We start from the raw sequence: 19,963 nt of genomic DNA on the forward strand, positions 1-19,963 counted from the left end.
CAACAATTAAAAAATCAATGTATGTCACAACAAGAAGACGATTTGAGGGCATTGGCGAAAATCATGGATTTTCTGCGTGCCGTGAGTATCATTTTAGTGGTCATGAACGTGTACTGGTTCTGCTACGAAGCCATCCGGCTATGGGGCGTGAACATCGGTGTGGTGGACAAAATCCTTCTGAACTTCGACCGCACGGCGGGGCTGTTCCATTCCATTCTGTACACGAAACTGTTTGCCGTCCTGCTGCTTGCCCTGTCCTGTCTGGGTACGAAAGGGGTCAAGGGCGAGAAAATCACTTGGGGAAGAATATGGACGGCACTCGCCGCCGGATTCGTGCTGTTTTTCCTCAACTGGTGGATACTGGCTCTGCCGCTGCCGGTTGAAGCGGTGACGGGCTTGTATATCCTTACCATCGGCACGGGCTATGTCTGTCTTTTGATGGGCGGGCTGTGGATGAGCCGCCTGTTGAAACACAATCTGATGGAGGATGTTTTCAACAACGAGAATGAGAGTTTCATGCAGGAAACGAGGCTCATCGAAAGCGAGTATTCGGTCAATCTGCCCACACGCTTCTATTACAAAAAGCGTTGGAACAATGGCTGGATCAATGTGGTGAATCCCTTCCGTGCGTCCATCGTGTTGGGTACGCCGGGCAGCGGCAAGTCATACGCCGTGGTAAACAATTTTATCAAGCAACAGATTGAAAAGGGCTTCTCGATGTATGTATATGACTTCAAATTCAGTGACTTGTCCACCATAGCCTACAACCATTTGCTGAACCACCCGGAGGGCTACAAGGTGAAGCCGAAATTCTATGTGATCAATTTCGACGACCCGCGACGCTCACACCGTTGCAATCCCATACACCCGGATTTCATGGAGGATATTACGGACGCTTACGAGAGTGCCTACACGATAATGCTTAACCTCAATAAAACTTGGGTGTGACCTGTAAAGTCGCGTAATTGATTGTTAAACAGTGATATTAGTTGCATGATTTAACCCGCTGTTCCGTCAGCGGTAGCCTACTATAAGGTGCATCTCCAGTGATGGGTTGTGCCAAGCTTATAGGACAAAGTACACTCTCCGAAAGGACAAGACTGAACCGTGAGGGAACGTCAAGGGCGGTTAGTATCATACTGCCGAGTGGCGAGGCTGGATAGCATGGTTAACATAAGTGAACTGTCTTTAGCCATCGTGAGGTTTGAAGGAGCGGAAGATACTTTAGCTCTCACCAAAAGGTAAGCAGTCGGATAACCCCTGCCCATGTTGGGGTTACACGGACATGGCACTGCCGGTGGACTTGACAGAACCTAAACTATCCTTTTGTCAATTACGTGGAACAGGGCAAGCCTGTATCTCTCTCGTAACAACGCGAGTAAGCGAACCGCAAGGCAAGCCGAAAGGGGTGCAGGTATGAGATAACGGAGAAAGCGAACGCCTCCCTGTAATGGGGAGGATACGGATTGAATCGACATCACGGGCTGATTGTGGATAACATCATCCGACACGAAAGTGGGCAGACTTCCGTATATGGTAACTCTTTACAAGATAACTTTTAGAACTTTCAAAAGGAGGAAAGCAAATGAACGAAACTAAGACATCGTGTGCGCCTGCTGACAACAGGAATCTGACTTGGGACGGTATGAACTGGTCCAAGTGCGAAGCCTATGTCCGAAAGCTTCAAGCGCGTATTGTAAAGGCTCAGAAAGAAGGCAGACATAACAAGGTGAAAGCCTTGCAATGGATGCTCACTCACTCTTTTTACGCCAAGGCATTGGCTGTAAAGAGGGTTACTTCCAACAAAGGGAAGAAAACGTCTGGAGTAGATAAACAGCTTTGGGACTCTCCCAAGCGCAAGTACAAAGCAATCAGTGAACTGAAACGCCGTGGCTACAATCCGCAGCCACTCCGTAGGGTTCACATCAAGAAAAAGAACGGTAAACTCCGACCGTTGGGAATACCGACCATGAAAGACAGGGCGATGCAGGCTTTATATCTCATGGCATTGGAACCGATAGCCGAAACGACAGGCGACCGTTTCTCCTACGGCTTCCGAAAGAAGCGCAGGACAATGGACGCAATCCGTCAGATTGATACGGTTTTAAACCGCCAACATTCTCCCGAATGGATTTTGGAGGGAGATATAAAAGGCTGTTTCGACCACATCAGCCACGACTGGCTCATTGAGAATATCCCTATGGATAAGACAATACTCAGAAAATGGTTGAAATGTGGAGCTGTGTTCAACGGAAAACTATTCCCGACAGAAGAGGGTACGCCACAAGGAGGTATCATATCACCGACACTTGCAAACATGGTACTTGACGGGCTTCAGCCGCTCTTGGCTAAAAGATTCAAAAGACTATGGCGTAACAACAAGACATTCCATTACAAGGTAAATCTTATTCGCTATGCTGACGACTTTATAATCACAGGCCGAGATAAGGAACTATTGGAAAACGAAGTCAAACCAATAGTGATAGAATTTCTCAAAGAAAGAGGTCTTACCTTATCCGAAGAGAAAACTACTATTACGAACATATATGACGGATTTGATTTCTTGGGTTTCAATGTAAGGAAGTTCGGCAAAAAGCTATACACATCTCCGTCCAAAGACGCACAGAAACGCTTTAGGGCAAAAATCAGTGACATAGTCAAAGGACATAAGATGTGTAAGCAGGAATCGCTGATACGAATGCTCAATCCTGTAATCACAGGATGGGGTAACTATTACCGATATGGTGCATCGACCGATGCTTTTCATGGTTGCGACTACCACATTTATAATCTCACGAAGAAATGGGCCTTACGTCGTCACCCTAAGAAACGCAAGTCTTGGGTCGCAGACAGGTATTGGCATGAAATTCGGGGACGCAAATGGACGTTTGCGTGGAAATATGAAACGAAAAGTATGAAAGTGAACTACCTGACCCTTAAAAGATTGTCGGATATACATTATACTCCGTACAAGCAAGTCAAGGGAGAGGCAAATCCTTTTGACCCGGAATACGATGATTATTTCTCTCAGCGTAAGGAGCAACAAATGCTGGAATCTCTCAAAGGACGTAAGTCTCTCTTATATTTATGGAACAAGCAGAACCGGATTTGTCCGTTATGTGGCAAGGAAATAGACTGTACAAAAGCATGGAACGTCAACGAAATATCTGTTGGTGGTTCGATTGTACGGCAACTTGTCCACAACAACTGCTACAAGCGAAATAAACGAAAATGTTGAAAGTATGAGCCGATTTCTAACAACAAATAGAAATATTGAGTTGCTTGAGCCGTATGAGGGGAAACTCTCACGTACGGTTCTTAGGGGAGAAGGGGGCAGCAATGCCCTTGACTTACCCGATGTGCAAAAGCAGGGCGACTTCTTCGTGGAGTCACCTATCATTTTGTTTGCCAGCATTATCTGGTATCTCAAAATCTATCAGAACGGGAAGTATTGCACGTTTCCCCATGCCATCGAGTTTTTGAACCGCCGCTACGAGGATATTTTCCCGATACTGACCTCTTACCCGGAGCTGGAAAACTACCTTTCCCCGTTCATGGATGCTTGGCTCGGAGGGGCTGCGGAGCAGCTCATGGGGCAGATAGCGTCGGCGAAAATCCCGCTTTCGAGGATGATTTCCCCGCAGCTCTATTGGGTGATGTCGGACAGCGAGTTTACGCTGGACATCAACAATCCCGAAGAGCCGAAAATCCTATGCGTGGGCAACAATCCCGACCGTCAGAACATCTACGGGGCGGCTCTCGGATTGTATAACTCCCGTATCGTGAAACTCATCAACAAGAAGGGAATGCTGAAGTCATCGGTCATCATCGACGAGCTGCCCACGATATACTTCAAGGGGTTGGACAACCTTATAGCCACCGCCCGAAGCAACAAGGTTGCCGTGTGTCTGGGATTTCAGGATTTCAGCCAGCTGGTGCGCGACTACGGTGATAAGGAGGCGAAAGTGGTGATGAATACGGTCGGTAACATTTTCTCCGGGCAGGTGGTAGGTGAAACGGCAAAGACACTATCGGAACGGTTCGGTAAGGTGTTGCAGAAACGGCAGTCTATCTCCATCAACCGGCAGGATGTTTCCACCTCCATCAACACGCAGATGGATGCGCTCATTCCGCCGAGCAAGATTTCCGGTCTGACGCAGGGAATGTTTGTCGGTTCGGTGTCCGACAACTTCAACGAACGTATCGAACAGAAAATTTTTCACTGCGAGATTGTGGTGGATGCCGAGAAGGTGAAGCGGGAGGAACGTGCCTACAAGAAAATTCCGGTCATTACCGATTTCACGGACGAGGACGGCAACGACCGCATGAAAGAAACGGTGCAGGCGAACTACCGGCGTATCAAGGAAGAGGTGAAGCAGATTGTGCAGGAGGAACTGGAGCGCATCGCGGGCGATGATAACCTGAAATATCTGTTGCAGCAGAAGTAAATAAAAAAATGAAGAAAGGCTTACCATAAACCTTTCTTCATTTTTTTAGAACTTAAGCATTATCCATACTTACTAAGATTCCGTTTTCCAAAATTTTTTGCAATGGAATTTTCTTTAAGATTTCTTGATAAGTGCTATAGAAGTCATTATCAAGTCCTATATAAACAATATTGTCATGTAATTCTTCTATAACACTAATATGTGAATGCAATTTGCACTTTTTATCAGAACAATCTGATACGATACTTTTAATTCGTTCCAACTTATTTAATAAATCATCATATTGAGATAACCCTTTTGTAGTTGGTTGTATTTGATAATTAGTTTTCTTTGCCGGTTGTATATTATGTTCAGGATCTAATAATACTATGTGAAATATAGAAGAATCCCGATCAAAATAACCTACAATACGCCCCGTACTTTTTGTTATCGAAAATTGCATTATTGGAAAATCTGTCTCATTGTCCAATATTTCTTTTGGTAGCCAATCTAAATCTTTTCGTTGAATAGGAATGTTTTTAGCACTCCAATCTATTGGATGACATCTTAATGCAATACTACCTCTATTTTCTTCTAATACTTCTTGCGGTGTCATAGTACCCAAAGCACCTAATCTTTCAAGAAGCCCAATATGCCATCCCTTAGAACACTCTCCAATCTGAAAATTAGGTATCTGCTTAAAGTAAGAGAAGGAAAAAGTTATCTTCCTTCTCTTTAACTCATTTTCTTGTTCTTTGGTAACTAATGATTTGTTTCCGTATTTAGGAGAATCTGAATTAAGATTTAATAGTTTCCCATTTTTTCCCATAATACTCAATCATTAGTTCTGGAGTAATAACCTTGTCACAACGCTCATTTACATTTAAATCTCCACGTGTTTCAATCCAAGGCATCTCATTGTGGGACAATCGTTCTAATTCAGCACCGCTATATTTAAGATAATTCTCCAATATAAAGTCAATGAATTCAGCGTCTTCTGATGATAAACTCACATTGTGATTCATGCAATCATCAATATTGATTTCTGAATAGAGATATTTTGTAGAATTAAATCGATTGTAGATTTCTCGATTTACCGGACCATGAATCCATGCTTCAAACTCGCCGTCAAACATAGGTTTTTTATTGATACCATAAGACCATGCTTGAACATAATACAATAACTTCTGCAACTTTAAATTTATTAAAGACGCAAATCTATCTTCCGATTTTACTCGTAAGATAATGTAGTCTGTTATATCGTGTATTGAGTTCATCTGAATTATGACTATATCAATTTCAATGCAAAGTTAATATCTTTTTCTAATATAACAAAATAATGAATTGAATTGATGTGATTTATTCTAATGAATTTGTTTTTTATCTCCTCATACGATCCAACTCATCATCGCGCAGCATCCTCTCGTTCAATTTCTCCTGCATTCTGTCAAGGAAGTAGGTGCGGCTTTCGTTCTTCCGGCGTTTGATATCGGTGTAGAAACGGTAGCAGTCCTTCGACTCAACCCCGAATATCTTGTAAAGGAGCGGGGCAAGCTGTTTGAGCGGCATGTTGCCGTTGTTGATGCAGCCCATCTCGTCGATGCCGTAGATAAGTTCCACGAGGTCGATGGCATTGCCCGTCCATTGCAGGAGGCTGGTGGCGGTTTCTGTTGTGTTGTTGGCGGATATCAGTGGCGGCACTTGGGGCGTGGCAAGGAATTTCTGCATCTTCCTCACGAAAGACAGGGCCTTGCTGACATAGGCGGCAATCTCTCTCTTTTCTTCTGACAGGTTGCGCACGGGATGGTGCTGCAACTCGATTTCGATGTAGGCAAGCGCGATGACGGTAAGGTTCGCGTCCATGCTACCGTTACACAGTTCGATCACTTGGGTGGCAAAAGCCGTGTATGCCGTTTCCATATTGCAGTCACCGGCTTCGTTTATCAGGCGGAAAAAGTCGGTTTCCGCCAGCAAGAAATAATTCATGGTTCTGTCAATTTTGAAAATTACACTTTGTTTTCTGCGTGCGCACATGAATATAATTGGCAAAAAACGCGGCAGAAAATAAAAAATCCAACACTCAATTTTACAAAGTACTGGATTTCAGAGGTATAAAATTCAATATTTTTTCACAAGGACAAATTATCTCCGACTTAAATTGTTTGTAATCAGAACATTTATTCTATTCCTGAAAATAGAAATGTATGCTTGCCGCACATTTTGGCTATCTTGCTTTTTTATCAAGGATATAGATAATGCGACATACACCGTTGGAATAGCTTTTCAAGGAGGAAAGCGTCCAGTGTTGCTCTGGCAGAGCCGACTTAAAAAAATGTCGTCCGCTTCCGGATATGAAAGGAACGGTGTATAGTATGATTTCATCCACAGCGTGCATACGCAGTAGTCCGTTTATATAATCTGCCGTATCCAGTGTGGCTTCCGCGAGGTAACGGATGTTTGTGCCGTCTTTTCTCCATTCGTGCAGCATTGAAATGGAATAGTCCGGTGTCACACGGTAAAGGGCTTTCTTCCTGATTTCATCAAGACCGCAACGGTCAAGGCACAAATCCTGATGTGCTTTATCATATAACTCTGAAGAAAGACATCCGTCCATCGTCAGTACGGCGAGAATCTGAACTTTACCCATAATCGTTTCCTTTCGTTAGGCAAGGGTAAAAAAGTAGCGTGCAATTCACACTACCTTCAAGCGATGGCTCTGGTAAAGCCTTTACGGAGAGTACGTGAATGCACGCTATGCGTAAGCATAGCATAAGCATCACGCAATCGTCTCCGTAGTTCCAATTTACCAGATTTTCGCTTGAAACGCCTTGCGGTCTTATCCTATATGTTGGCGGCGAAAAGCTCCTGCCAATCGCCGTTTTTCTCAAATGTTATGCAAAGATAGCCAAATTCAGTGAATTACGGGCTATGATTGCTTGAATTTATATTTAAGTCCATACTCTTCAAGTTTGCTGTATAGTGTTGTCCTGCCTATGCCGAGCAGTTCTGCGGCGACACTCCGGTTGCCGTTTGCCTGTTTCAACGCACGCAATATCCGCTCCTTATCCTCCGCGTCATTGCGCAAGGCGAAGCTGACAGTAGAGGTCGGTTTCGTCACGGCAAGTTCCAGATGCTCTTTCATGACAACACCTTCCTGCGCCTGCAATACAGCACCCATAACTTTCTGCCGAAGTTCCCGCACGTTGCCCGGCCATGCGTGTGTCAGCAACGCTTTACGTGCTTCGGAACTGAACCCGCTCACGCTACACTCCAGCTCTCTGTTTGCCATATCACGGAAGAACTCTGCCAGCGGCATGATGTCTTCCTGACAGTCACGCAACGGAGGAACGGTTATCCCGAAGTCGTGCAGGCGGTACAGAAGATCCTGCCGAAAACGCTTTTCATTCACCGCTACTTCCAAATCTTCATTGGTAGCAGCGATGATGCGGACATTGAAATTCCGGTCTGCCTTGTCTCCGACCGGGCGATACCGCCTCTCCTGTATGGCGCGGAGCAACATCTGTTGGGTTTCCAACGCGAGGTTTCCTACCTCGTCCAGAAAAAGCGTGCCGCCTTCCGCCTCATGGAAATATCCTTTCTTGGCATTGTCCGCACCTGTAAACGCTCCCTTGACGTGTCCGAAGAAAGCCGACGGTGCAAGCTCTTTGGAGAGTGAACCGCAGTCCACCGCCACAAATGGCTTGCCTGCACGTTTGCTCTTGTCATGCAACAGATGGGCAATATGCTCCTTACCCGTGCCGTTCTCACCAAATATCATCACGCTCATGTCGGTGGCGGCTACCAGCCTTATCCGGTGCATGATTTTCTGAAAAGCGGAACCTTCACGGGCGAATACAGGCATACGGCGTTGTCCTGCCTGACGTTCTTTCAGTATGGAACGGATCAGGGGGACAAGTTTATCCTCCACAAGCTGTTTGGGAATATAGTCTATCGAGCCGAGTTTCATGCTTTCCACGGCGGTATTAACTTCGGCGTAGTCGGTCATAATGATGAAGGGCTGCATCTTTCCCTCCTTTCGCATCCAGCACAAAAGGTCTATGCCACTGCCGTCAGGCAGACGCAGGTCGGCAACCACGATATCATTATCTGTTGCCTGTTGCAGATGTTTCTTCGCGGTTGAGAGGTGGTAAGCCTTCATATTGCGGTAGCCCTCCCGTGACAGCATATTGCAGACATATTCGCAATACACGATGTTGTCTTCCACCACAATTATTTTTGTCTTATCCATCTTCGTATTTTCTCCTTTCCTCTTCTGCCAACCGTATTATTTCCACTCCCTTATCCAGCACAGCAGTCACGGCATGGCTTAACGCTTCACCATCCGGGAGAGCATCGCCACGAAGCAATCCGTAAAGTACATTCAGCGGTTGGTCGGCACGGAGCACCTCCCACGAACTGCGCAGGTGGTGGATCAGGGAATCCAGCTTTTGCAGGTCTTTTTCTTTTGCTGCATCCCGTACCGCCTGCATTTCCTTTTCTGTTTCAGTTATCAACTTTTCCAGCATGACGGCTTCATTGCCATAGGACAATAAGGCGGAAAAGTCCGGTTTCCCGTCCGGTGTCGCTTTTATGGCACACCTGTCGGAAACCTCCATCAGTTCCGATATGGAGAACGGCTTGAACAGGCATCCGGCAAAGCCTTTTGCCAATAGTTCCCCTTTGTTACAACTGCCCGAAGCGGTTGCCACAACCACCGGGATTGTTGGTGAATTGCCCACGTTGGACGAACGCAACAGTTCCAGCAATTCGAAACCGTTTATACCAGGCATATTCAAGTCTGTCAGCAACAGGCTGTATTCTTTCTGGCGTATCATTTCCATCAGTGCCGCAGCATCGGTGCAAGTGTCGCAGTGTATTCCTTCTTGGGAATACATCTCTTTCAGCATTAGAAGTAATACCTCATCATTGTCAATGGCGACAACATCATGGAATTTATTGTTATGATAAACAGGTGTATTGCTTGTATATCCAAGCTGTTCTTCAGCTTCCTGCATAGAAATTTCAACTGTGAAACGACTGCCTTTCCCTTTCTTGCTGTCCAAACGGATTGTTCCGCCAAGCATCGACACAATATTACGCATTATGGCAAGCCCAAGCCCGAAACCCTCCTTTGCAGCGGCATTTGATAGACGTTCAAACGCACCGAACGCTTGTTTCTGTTCCTCTTCTGTCATGCCTGTACCTGTATCTTCAATGACCAGTGTCAGAACTCCATTATCATATTCAGTAATCAAAGAAACACCGCCTTCTTCTGTGAACTTGACAGCGTTTGACAGCAGGTTATTCCCGATTTGTATTATTCGCTCTTTGTCGGTCAATACAATGGCATCGTGTCCAGTCTTCACGGACAAGGACAACCCTTTGTTCACGGCAACAGGCATGAACTCCGTTTCAAGTGTGTGCGTGATTGCAGAAATCCGGCAGGGTGACAGACGGGGCTGTTCCTTGCCGTTGTCCAGGCGGAAGAAGTCAAGCAAAGTGTTGAGCATATCCCGCATACGGTCGGAGGATTGCAGTATATTTTGGATATATTGCCCATTATTACCGCTATTGCATTCTTTCCGCAAAAGTTCGGTATAGCCGGTTATTGCCGTCAGTGGTGTACGCAACTCATGGGTAATAGTATATACCGCTTTCTTTCGGGAGGTTATGAGTATCTCATTTTGTTGCACGGACTGTTCCAATTGCTCGATCAAATCCGTTGTCTTGCGTTTGTATCGTTTAATGTTCTTTGCATCACGGTGTATGATGATATAGGAAATGACCAACAGCAAAAGAACAAATCCCATCAAGCCGCCTATCTGCATAAATGATTTTTTACGCATGGCTGTTATCTCGCTTTCTCTATTTTGTAAATCAGATTGCACCTTCTTTTCGATTTGGCAAATCAATCCTTGCAGTTGTCTGTTAAGTTCTGCATTACGGGCAGCAAGACTATCGGCTTGTTCTGACAATCGACGGCTCTGCGCATTCTGTTCGTTGACCATGTTTCTATTGGATGAACGGAGCGTAGTCGTTGTTGTCGTTGGCTTCGTTCCCTCTTTTTTGCCGAAGATGCTCAAGAAACCTTTTCGTTTTGGCTTTTTGGACTGTTCCTGCACACTTTTCTGCACAATAACCGGAATTTGATTGGCTATCTTCTTGTTAATAGATTGTTGTTCATCCATTAACCGGACTATCTGGAACATCTGTCGTTCCTTATCCTCTAAAAGACTGCGCACACTATCGATGCGCTCTGCTGGATAGGTGGCCTTGAAACGGCAAAGCATACTGTCCATTGCCATACGCCGTGCATGGTAATGCTCGATATCTTTATCGTTCCATTCCAGTATTGTTTCACCCAATAGAGAAAATTTTATCATTTGAATATTGATATTGTTTATTTCTTTTCGGAGCTCGTCTATTTTTTTATTGCCAAGTTCTAATGCTTCTATCTCCTGCCATTCATAGAGGCTATTATATGCCATACATCCGATAAGAATGGAGATAAGTATATATCCCAACTGTATTGCCTTATAGAAATTTCCTGACCGCTCCATTATTTTGATGACATTGATTTTTGGAACATGAATAAAAGTTTATCTTTTTCGTTCATGCGGATATTATCAGAATAACCGCCTTTTGTTATTTGATACCCGCATGGCTTAACCATAAAAATGCCTAAGCCCTTAGTGTATGAACTTACTTCTGATGCATAGTTTTTACTTGTATTTAATGGAACTTTCCCTTTAATATGACACCACTCATTATTGCAACTGATGTCTTCAATCTCAGACATCATTTTTTGCAAATCTGTAATAGCTTTGGAACTTGCCGCTTGGGGTATCTGCAACTCAAAATAGAGCATCGGTTCGAGAATGTCCACACCTGACTGTTGCAAGGCCAGCCTGAAGACATAAGGGGTCAGCTGTCTGAAATCAGCAGGTGTACTTACCGGGCTATAATACTCGGCTTGAGTAAAAGTTACTTTCAGATCAGTCACTTCCCATCCATGTAACCCGGATTGGCAAGACATACGAATCCCTTCAAAAACGGCATTTTGAAAAGAATGGTTCAGATAACCATAGGAGATGTCACTTTCGATTTGCAACCCTGTCCCTAACGGTAAGGGTTCAAGAGTCAGCCCTATTGTGGCCCAATAAGGGTTGGGCGGCACTTCGATCTGAATAATCTTATTGACCTTTTTTACAGGTCGTTCTTTGTATATAGTCTTGATCTCATCAAAATGGACCTTTACGGAAAATCGTTCTTCCAGCAATGTCTGTATGATTTCCTTTTGGGTTAAACCATATAACGAGATTTCCAATTCATCACTATATGAGTTTATGGAAAAGGACAAAGACGGGTCTTCAATCCACAATGTATTCAGAGCGGATATCACCTTGCTTCTCTCTTCGGGCCTGTCTGGCCGGACGGAGGATTTGAGAGCGGGATGCTGATGCGATAATCCTTGAATCAAACAAGGTTCAGCACCTAAATAATTTCCGATTCGAAAATCATCCATATCCTCTACAATCGCGATATCATTGGCGCCCACTTCATCAACATTTATCTCTCTGCCCTGATTGATAGTTTTTAGATTTTTAATCTTGATGAATTTTTCCGAATCGTTGATTCTTACAACGTCTCGAAGTCTCAGACTTCCGTCAATTATTTTTAGAAAACTTCTTTTATGTCCTTTGGGGTCATGCTCTATCTTATAAAGATAAGATGAAAGTCTGTTTGAGACCGATGCCGGAGGAAGTATAAAAGAAGTGATGGCGTCCAACAACTCATTGATACCGATATTGAACATTGCTGATCCATGTAGCACCGGATAGACTTTGGCTTTTGCCACAAGAGCGATTATCGTATTCCAATAATCAGCCGGTGAAATTTCGCTATCCGCCAAATATCGTTCTAATATATTGTCGTCATGGTTGCATACAAATTCTTTGTATTCTTCCTTTATATATGTTTGGGAGCAAACCGGATAAACCGATCCATCGACAACATTTTGCATAAACAGGACATCTTGAGACAGATTTGCTTTTATATCCAGATACAAACGCTCCAAATTCACACCGGCTCGGTCAATCTTATTGATAAATATAATTGTCGGGATTTGCAGCTTCTGTAAAGTATTGAACAGCAACTTTGTCTGCGCTTGTATGCCTTCCTTTGCGGATAAGATGAGGACTGCTCCATCAAGCATTTTGAATGTCCGCTCCACTTCCGCAATAAAATCCATGTGTCCCGGAGTGTCAATGATATTGCATTTCACACCATTCCAGATAATAGATGTCGTAGAAGCCCGAACAGTAATTCCTCTACGTTTCTCTATATCCATAGAGTCCGTTATGGTGTCACCATTATCCACACAGCCGCACTTTTCCGTTGCTCCACTGGCAAACAGCAGATTCTCGGTTACGGAAGTTTTTCCTGCATCAATGTGAGCAAGAATTCCTAAATTTATAATATTCATTTGGATTAAGCAATAATATACTACAATAGATGCATTGTCGAAACGCACCTTTTAATACCTCCTCGTAGCATATGAGAACTACAGGATTCCTAACTCGTATTAATATGTATATTATTACTGCCGCATAACGATTACAAAATTACACAAAAAAATATATCTAACAAAAGTAGGAGGATTTTTTAACTTTTTACCATAGACATTTTATTAGGGAAACGTAGGTTCAACTGGTAAGTACAAATAAGTAGAAATGTTTGAACAACACTGTTTTAGGAAGTTGAAAAATCAAGTTTCTCTCTCGGTATAGCGTTTATTTTGGCCAATATCTTCTTTAGTTTGGCATTTGAGTATTTCCCATTCGTGTTCTATTTAGCTCCTTATTATGAGTATGTAGCAAGTTGCTTATCAAATTCAGCCTCTTTGAGGGTCAAATATGGTTTTGCAAATGGTGACTGACAAGACATAAACAAGGTCAGCAGGATTTTTTACATAAATGGACATGAATGTATATAACCTAAAATAAGAATAAATTTTAATAAGGGCTGCCCAAAAAGAAAAAAATGCAGTTGCCATCCTACAGATACTTGCAGAAAGGATAAAATTTACTTTTAGACCTTTTGGGATAGCCCTTATTAATACTTCAGATAAAATTCCTAAGGTTATATTTTCAATCCTTTGAACCGGGTTTCCTCCTTGGCATACAGTCCCGGACGCCCGATTATGACATGGTTGGCAACGATACTATCCGCCGGACTGCGTATCTGCGGCGGTGCATTTTCGGGATATTGCGCCTGCCTGTTCCTCACATCTTCCGCTTCCGGCTTGACCTGTTGCCCTTCTTTCTCCTTTTCGGCGACTTCGGGCGTGGGCGGCGCAAGTTCCAGCTGTATTTTTCGGTCAAGGGCGGCAAGTTCGGATTTCAGCTGCTTCAGCTCGTCCTCCTTCTTCCACACCTTGCCCGCTATCTCCTGCAACTGCGGTATCTCCCTCTCCAGCACCTCGTTCTTCGCCTTGTACTGGTCGATAATGGAGGGTATCCTCTCCATCGCGTTCAGGAAGTTTCGGGCGGCAGCCATCGGATCAGCCATTGCCAGATGTCCGTTGTTATAGGTGTACTTGTAGTTCCCCTCTACCACGAAGCGGTTGTCGGTAAACTCCAATCCCTCTTTGAGTATCCTCTCGCTCACCACCTTTATCGGAAAACCGTACAGTTCTCCGACCTGTGTGTAAAGCCCGCCCGTAGTGGCGTTTTTCGCTATCTCCTGCAAACGCTTTCCGATAACCTTCTCATCGGCGGAATCCACACCGTCCACCTTTATTATATTAAGGCGGTTGCCCTCCCTGTCGGTCTGCGCCACCGAAAGGAAGCGGTTCCAGTCCTCCGTCATGGCATCTATGAAAGCCGTGTTGTTACGCAACTCGCCCGTCTTCGACTCTAACTTGAACTCCGAATCACGCTTGCCCTTGTTAAACGACTTGCGTTCCCCTTCGAGCGAGGCGATGCGCTTTTCAAGTTTCGCCTTGTCCAGCAGGTCGGTGTTGCCGGATAGCAACGCCATATATTCCGAAAAGTTCATGCCCGATTTCTCGTCCACTGCCCCCTCGTCGATGGTACGCGCCCCCATAGCACCGCTTTTGAGCTGGCTGATGAAAGTCTGCTTGCAGTGCAGGAGGTTGAACTTGTAGCTGTCCAGTGACTTCTCCACCGCGTAGATGATTACGTCCACGTTGTTCCCGGCGAAATGCTTGGCAATTTCGTTTCCGGCTCTAACTCCGCGTCCGTCACGCTGTTGCAGGTCGGACGGTCGCCACGGCGTATCGAGATGATGAATTGCCACACACCTTTTCTGTGCGTTCACACCCGTTCCGAGCATGGAGGTGGAGCCGAACAGAACACGCACCGTTCCGGCATTCATGGCGTCTATCACCGCCTTCCGAGCCTTGTCGGTCTTGCACTCCTGAATGAAGCGCACCTCGCTTGGCGGTATGCCGTAATCCTCCGTCAGCTTGCGCTTGATTTCCGAATAGACGTTCCACCCGTCGCCCGGCTGATATGTCCCCAAGTCCGAGAAAACGAACTGCGTGCCTTTCTGCGCGTCGTATTTTTGGTAATACTCCGCGATCATCTTGGCACAGTGGCTCGCCTTGTTATCGGGGTGGTCTTCATAATGCGGGTCTATCATGCGCATGTCGAGTGCCATCTTGCGGGCGTAGTCGGTGGCGATAAGCATCTTCGCCTTTTCCTCCGTTTCCGAAAGCGGCAGCCTGCCCAGAAGTGTGGCATCGCCAGTCTTGGCGAACTGCATCAGCTTCTGTATGAAGTCCTCCTGCTCCGGCGTGGGCGGTATGTGGTGCAGTATCTCATTCTTGTTGGGACGATCTACGCCCACGTCCTCTGCCGTGCGGTAGTCCGTGATTTCATTATAGAAGGCGGCAAGTTCCGGCACCTTGATGAAGTAGCGGAAACGCTCCTTTTGAACCACGTTGTTCGTCACGTTAAATTCAAAATCCGTCGTCTTCTTGGCGAATATCGCCGCCCAAGCGTCGAAACATCGGATGTCCTGCCGTTCCAGCTCCTTCGGACGCAAATACTTGAACAGCAGATACAACTCCGTCAGCGAGTTGCTGATGGTAGTACCCGAAAGGAAGGTCGCTCCCAAGTCTCTGCCCGTGCGCTCCTGTATGGTGCGTATGGCAAAGAGCATGTTCAGTGCCTTCTGGCTTCCCTCGCTGTTGCCCAGTCCCGCCACACGGTCATGGCGCGTGTTGAACGTCAGATTTTTGAACTGGTGGCTCTCATCTATGAAGATGTGGTCGATGCCCATCTGCTTGAAATCCACCACGTCGTCCGTGCGTGACTTTATGGCATGTTCCACCTTCTCCAGCTTCGCTTCAAGGTTGTGTTTGCGCTTCTCCAGACCTTTCAGCATAGCCCGCGACACGTTCTTTCCCTGCTGCCGCAGCACTTCGAGGTTTTCCTCCACCGTGTCAAGCTCCGCTTGCAGGATGCGCTGCTGCAACTCCGGCGACTGCGGTATCTTGCCGAACTGGTCGTGCGACATGATGACACAATCGTAGTCGTTGTTCTTTATATTATTGAAGAAGCGCACACGGTTGGCGGTCGAAAAGTCCTTCTCCGAAGCGTACAGAATACGTGCGTTGGGATATGCCGCCTGATAGGTGGCGGCAATCTCCGCAACGTTGGCTTTCAGCCCGATAATCATCGGCTTATGTGCCAATTTCAGACGCTTCATCTCATGCGCGGCGATGCACATTATCAGCGTCTTGCCGGTTCCCACCTCGTGGTCGCAAATTCCGCCGCCGTTCTGTTTCAGCATCCAGACGCAATCCATCTGCGAGGGATAGACGCTCTTGATACCCCGGCTTGCCAAGCCTTTCAGATTGAGGTCGGGGAAGGTCTGGTGCGAGCCGTCATACTTCGGGCGCACGAAACAGTTGAACTTGCGGTTATACATTGTCGTCAGCCGTTCCTTGAACTGCGGCGACTGTTCTTCGAGCCATTCGGAGAAACCGTTGCGGATTTCATCAATCTTGGCGTTGGCGAGCTGTATGCCCTCGCTGTCGCGCACCTTGATGTCGTTGCCATGCTCGTCCTTGCCGATGGACTTCATCATGTCGGGGCAGGTGTTGTGCAGGGCGTGTTTCAAGAGGTGCATACCGTCATAGTTCCGGTAATACCCCTTTACCAGAAACTCGTCCGTGATTTTCATGGTGCGGTAGCCGCACGCAACCGAAAACTCGTCCATGCTTGCGGAATAGGCGATTTTCACCTCCGTGTCGAACAGCCGGCTCATGTAGGCGGCATAGACACCCGTCGGAATCCAGCGTTCCCCGAAATTGAAGTCCAGATCCTCGAAGGCGATACGCGGCGGTTCGGCATCTTTCAGAGCCTCCAACGCCTGTTTCACTTCCGGCATACGCTCACTTTCGGGGTTTTCGCCCATCCAAGCCTCTATGCGTTCCGCCTTCTCTATCACGTTCCCGGCTATGAAGCGGTCTTTGATTTCGTAACCGGTCACGAGCGGATTGTAATAGATGCGTCCTTGCAGGGCTGTGAGCAACTCCTCCGCCGTGCTGTCGGTTATCTCCCGCATATAGTCGAGATTGACCGTGCCATATTTGTTGAGCGACGCGGACAGGGCTTCTTCGGGAGAGCCTACGTTGGCATGGCTCTCCACGGAGAAGGAAACGGGATGCTCGAAGATGTCCGCCTTGACGAACTTTCCGTTCTCCACCCGTTCCAGCGAAAGGATGTCACGCCCGCCCGCGTCCATCATCACTAACTTCACGTTCTGCTTGGCGTTGAGGTTGCCGTAGCGCATGACAAACTCATCGTAACAGGTATTCAGATGCTCTCGCCACGGAACATTTGCCTCGCGCCGGAGCGATTCATAACGGTACAGACGCTCGTAGGCGTCACGCAGCGACACATACAACAACGCCTTTTCCTTCTGGTATCCTTTCAGGTCGAGCGGCTGGAATGTAGCCCCGTATGGCGTGATGTCCTTCAGATAGCCGATGTTATGACGCCCCCGGTCAGCCACCAGCGAGCCTTCGCGCAGGTGCATCTCCGGCGTGCGATGGTAGGCACGCGGCGTAAGGTCCGCGACTTCCTCCTTCGGCTTTTCCGGTTCGATGTCGGGAAAAAGGGAAGTAGCCACCGTTTCCGGTGGAGCATCGGTAACAGCAGGTGCGGCGACTGCTTCCGGCTGTGTTTCCTCCTGCCGGGGTTGTTCACGTGGTACTTCCGGCGTGATCGTCGCAACCGTTCTGTTTTCATGTTTTTCATTATGCTGCCTTGCCAGCTCCCGAAGTTCCTTCCTGCGCTCCGGCGTGAGTTCCATCATCATCTCGTAGAAGCCGTTGATGGGAGGATTGGTTTCCCAGTCCAGCTTTGCATAGATGTCGTCCGGGTCGGCAGGCTTGGCGGTGTTCTCCGCTTTCACCTCCTTATTCTCCATAGCGGGTTTTGCAGTTGGAGCTGTCGGTGTAACCGTGACTTTCGGTTTGGGCGGAGTGGACTTTGCCGTAACTGCCTTTTTCACCGTCTTTTTCTTTTTGGAGGTTTTCGGTTGGCTGACCTCTTCCGTCATCCCCCAGAGGTCGAGCAAGGAGAGCTGCACCCCGTCAGAATATTTCGGACGTGGCTCTATCTCCGGTTTTTCCTCAACGGGTTGCGGTTTTTCCGTCGGAGTTTCCACCGTCTGCGCCGAAGATACCGTTTCCAATTTTATAGCAGGACGCTCCGCCTCCTTTTGAACGGTAACCTTTTCTTCCGTTCCCGACTGCCAGATTGTTCCCGAATACAGACGCATGGCGAGCCTGTAATGGAAATCCTCGTTGAGCATCCGGCGCAAGTCCCCGGCGATACCTGCGGTCTTGCCCTCGTGCAGATAAACCATAGCGGGCTTCCCGTAGGGGTCAGTGTCAAGTTTCGACGTCGTATGCACGATGCGTTCCGGGTGGTGGATGAAATAGGCGTTGTCGGTCAGGTCGGTTTTCGTGTCCGTCTGTATCACGGTCATCAGCCGCTCGTCCTGCGACATTTCCTTCTTGCTGAGGTTCTTTTGCAGGACAATCAGGTCGCTGCCCACCTCCGTCCCCGCGTTGTCCGTGAACAGGTTGTTGGGCAGGCGTATCGCGGATACCAGATTGGCCTGACTGAACAGCTCGTTACGCACGGAGGTCTTGGTGCTATTCAATACCCCTTGCGAGGTGATGAACGCCACGATACCGCCGTCACGCACGGCATCCAGTCCTTTGAGAAAGAAATAGTTGTGGATGGTTTTCTGGGCGGAGCGTCTGCCGAAAGAGTCGCTCCGCTGAAACTCCGCGTCGAACACGGCAATGTCACCGAACGGAATGTTGGACACCGCCAAGTCGAAATAATTGTTGAACGGTCTTTCGATTTTCTCAAAACCGCAGGTGCGCATTTTCTGGTCGGGATAGAGATGCCTCAAGATTGTACCCGTGAGCAGATCCTTCTCGAAAGCCATCACATCCGCATTGGGGCTGTGCCGTAGCATGGAATCCACGAACACGCCGACACCTGCCGACGGTTCGAGCATACGGGCGGGGCGGACGCTGTAATCTGCCAGCACGTCCGCGATGGTGTCGGTTATCTCTTTGGGGGTGTAGAAAGCGGTCAGCACGGACGCTTTCAGCGAATCCACAAACCGCTTGTACTCTGTTTCGTCCTTGCTGTTCTCACGGATAAGCCTGTGCAGCTCCACCGTCGGGGCGAACAGTTCGAGGTCGGATTTCGCCCACCGGACGGCATCCGTCAGTTCCTTTGCAGGGTTGAGGATACATTTCAGACCGCCGAAACCGCAGTACCTTTGAAGTATGGCACGCTCTTCGGTTGTCGCTGTCCTGTTTTCCCTGTCAAGGATGAATGCCGTCCGTATCGCCTCGATGTTGTCCCGCAGTTTCTGTTTGCGGTTAAACGCCATATTCGTCTAAGTAAAGGACGGTTGCTCCCGTCAGCTCCGTGTAGAGCAGGTCGTAATCGGAAGACAGGGCGAAATTGTCATCCGAGAGGTCATAGACGGAGAACACGTTGCCGACAAGCGGCAGCAGTTTCAGGACAAAGGCTTCACGCTTCTCTTCCGGCACTTCATCGGCAAACTCGTTTTCCACGACTTCGCGGAGGATGGCGTAACGGGAATAATGCAGCCCGCGCAGCAGCGTGTCCATCGCCAGTTCCTGCGCACCATCGGCGGGATAGCCTTCAAGCCGTGCCCTCTCATACGTTTCGGCGGCACGGTCGGCCCGTTCCCGTATGAAAGCGGTGTCGTCAGCCTGTTCAAACTTGTTCGTGCGGAGATAGTCCAGCAGGTACAGACCGTAATAGGAAAAGTCGGTCTGACCCTCGTTTTTCTTCTTGTTGTTCATTACTTTGGATTTAGCGGATTGATAATTAACGGGATAATCGGTTGGAAAAAGGAAGAAAAAGGCACTCGGTATCCCTCCGAGTGCCACCACTAAATCCAAAGTATGAGTGTAATCCGGTATCGAAGAACAATTCATTACT

Annotated in this window: 11 protein-coding genes and 1 pseudogene; 3 read left to right on the forward strand and 9 right to left on the reverse strand. The window is 47.3% G+C overall.

The window, feature by feature from the left end; genetic code table 11:
- Positions 1-21 precede the first annotated feature (21 nt).
- From DW096_RS09350 to DW096_RS09365, 3 genes and pseudogenes are all read left to right on the forward strand, one after another.
- A pseudogene (locus DW096_RS09350) lies at positions 22-945 on the forward strand (YWFCY domain-containing protein); the annotation flags it as partial.
- 640 nt (positions 946-1,585) lie between these two features.
- Positions 1,586-3,238, forward strand: coding sequence for a group II intron reverse transcriptase/maturase (ltrA, locus tag DW096_RS09360; RefSeq protein ID WP_005647985.1), 1,653 nt, complete (start codon positions 1,586-1,588; stop codon positions 3,236-3,238).
- Positions 3,239-3,242: 4 nt separating this feature from the next.
- Complete coding sequence (locus tag DW096_RS09365; RefSeq protein ID WP_081589820.1) at positions 3,243-4,448, forward strand: TraM recognition domain-containing protein; 1,206 nt, start codon at positions 3,243-3,245, stop codon at positions 4,446-4,448.
- 52 nt (positions 4,449-4,500) lie between these two features.
- On the opposite strand, the gene DW096_RS09370 is transcribed toward DW096_RS09365, so the two are convergent.
- From DW096_RS09370 to DW096_RS09410, 9 genes are all read right to left on the reverse strand, one after another.
- A complete protein-coding gene (locus DW096_RS09370; protein ID WP_004293874.1) occupies positions 4,501-5,256 on the reverse strand; it encodes a hypothetical protein in 756 nt (251 codons plus the stop codon).
- A complete protein-coding gene (locus tag DW096_RS09375; protein WP_004293873.1) occupies positions 5,225-5,704 on the reverse strand; it encodes a Panacea domain-containing protein in 480 nt (159 codons plus the stop codon). Before DW096_RS09375 ends, DW096_RS09370 begins: the two co-directional genes overlap by 32 nt.
- 103 nt (positions 5,705-5,807) lie before the next feature.
- A complete protein-coding gene (locus DW096_RS09380) occupies positions 5,808-6,413 on the reverse strand; it encodes an RteC domain-containing protein (protein WP_004293872.1) in 606 nt (201 codons plus the stop codon).
- A gap of 238 nt (positions 6,414-6,651) precedes the next feature.
- Positions 6,652-7,074, reverse strand: a complete 423-nt coding sequence (locus tag DW096_RS09385) for a dihydrofolate reductase family protein (protein ID WP_004293871.1) — start codon at positions 7,072-7,074, stop codon at positions 6,652-6,654.
- Positions 7,075-7,353: 279 nt separating this feature from the next.
- On the reverse strand, positions 7,354-8,676 hold the full coding sequence (locus tag DW096_RS09390; RefSeq protein WP_004293870.1) for a sigma-54 dependent transcriptional regulator: 1,323 nt from the start codon (positions 8,674-8,676) through the stop codon (positions 7,354-7,356).
- Positions 8,669-10,987, reverse strand: a complete 2,319-nt coding sequence (locus DW096_RS09395) for an ATP-binding protein (RefSeq protein ID WP_004348456.1) — start codon at positions 10,985-10,987, stop codon at positions 8,669-8,671. Before DW096_RS09395 ends, DW096_RS09390 begins: the two co-directional genes overlap by 8 nt.
- Complete coding sequence (gene tet(Q) / locus DW096_RS09400; RefSeq protein WP_118931252.1) at positions 10,987-12,912, reverse strand: tetracycline resistance ribosomal protection protein Tet(Q); 1,926 nt, start codon at positions 12,910-12,912, stop codon at positions 10,987-10,989. Before tet(Q) ends, DW096_RS09395 begins: the two co-directional genes overlap by 1 nt.
- A 656-nt stretch (positions 12,913-13,568) precedes the next feature.
- Positions 13,569-19,382, reverse strand: a complete 5,814-nt coding sequence (locus DW096_RS09405; RefSeq protein ID WP_007482790.1) for an N-6 DNA methylase — start codon at positions 19,380-19,382, stop codon at positions 13,569-13,571.
- Positions 19,372-19,959, reverse strand: coding sequence for a DUF1896 domain-containing protein (locus tag DW096_RS09410; RefSeq protein ID WP_004291461.1), 588 nt, complete (start codon positions 19,957-19,959; stop codon positions 19,372-19,374). Before DW096_RS09410 ends, DW096_RS09405 begins: the two co-directional genes overlap by 11 nt.
- Positions 19,960-19,963: the final 4 nt, after the last annotated feature.

The sequence above is a fragment of the Bacteroides sp. AM07-18 genome (assembly GCF_003602695.1).
Classification (GTDB): domain Bacteria; phylum Bacteroidota; class Bacteroidia; order Bacteroidales; family Bacteroidaceae; genus Bacteroides; species Bacteroides uniformis.

Excerpts from the sequence above, each read along its gene's own strand:
- ltrA (WP_005647985.1), top strand. The coding sequence starts at position 1,586 with ATGAACGAAACTAAGACATCGTGTGCGCCTGCTGACAACAGGAATCTG.
- DW096_RS09365 (WP_081589820.1), top strand. The coding sequence starts at position 3,243 with ATGAGCCGATTTCTAACAACAAATAGAAATATTGAGTTGCTTGAGCCG.
- DW096_RS09370 (WP_004293874.1), bottom strand. The coding sequence starts at position 5,256 with ATGGGAAAAAATGGGAAACTATTAAATCTTAATTCAGATTCTCCTAAA.
- DW096_RS09375 (WP_004293873.1), bottom strand. The coding sequence starts at position 5,704 with ATGAACTCAATACACGATATAACAGACTACATTATCTTACGAGTAAAA.
- DW096_RS09380 (WP_004293872.1), bottom strand. The coding sequence starts at position 6,413 with ATGAATTATTTCTTGCTGGCGGAAACCGACTTTTTCCGCCTGATAAAC.
- DW096_RS09385 (WP_004293871.1), bottom strand. The coding sequence starts at position 7,074 with ATGGGTAAAGTTCAGATTCTCGCCGTACTGACGATGGACGGATGTCTT.
- DW096_RS09390 (WP_004293870.1), bottom strand. The coding sequence starts at position 8,676 with ATGGATAAGACAAAAATAATTGTGGTGGAAGACAACATCGTGTATTGC.
- DW096_RS09395 (WP_004348456.1), bottom strand. The coding sequence starts at position 10,987 with ATGGAGCGGTCAGGAAATTTCTATAAGGCAATACAGTTGGGATATATA.
- DW096_RS09405 (WP_007482790.1), bottom strand. The coding sequence starts at position 19,382 with ATGGCGTTTAACCGCAAACAGAAACTGCGGGACAACATCGAGGCGATA.
- DW096_RS09410 (WP_004291461.1), bottom strand. The coding sequence starts at position 19,959 with ATGAATTGTTCTTCGATACCGGATTACACTCATACTTTGGATTTAGTG.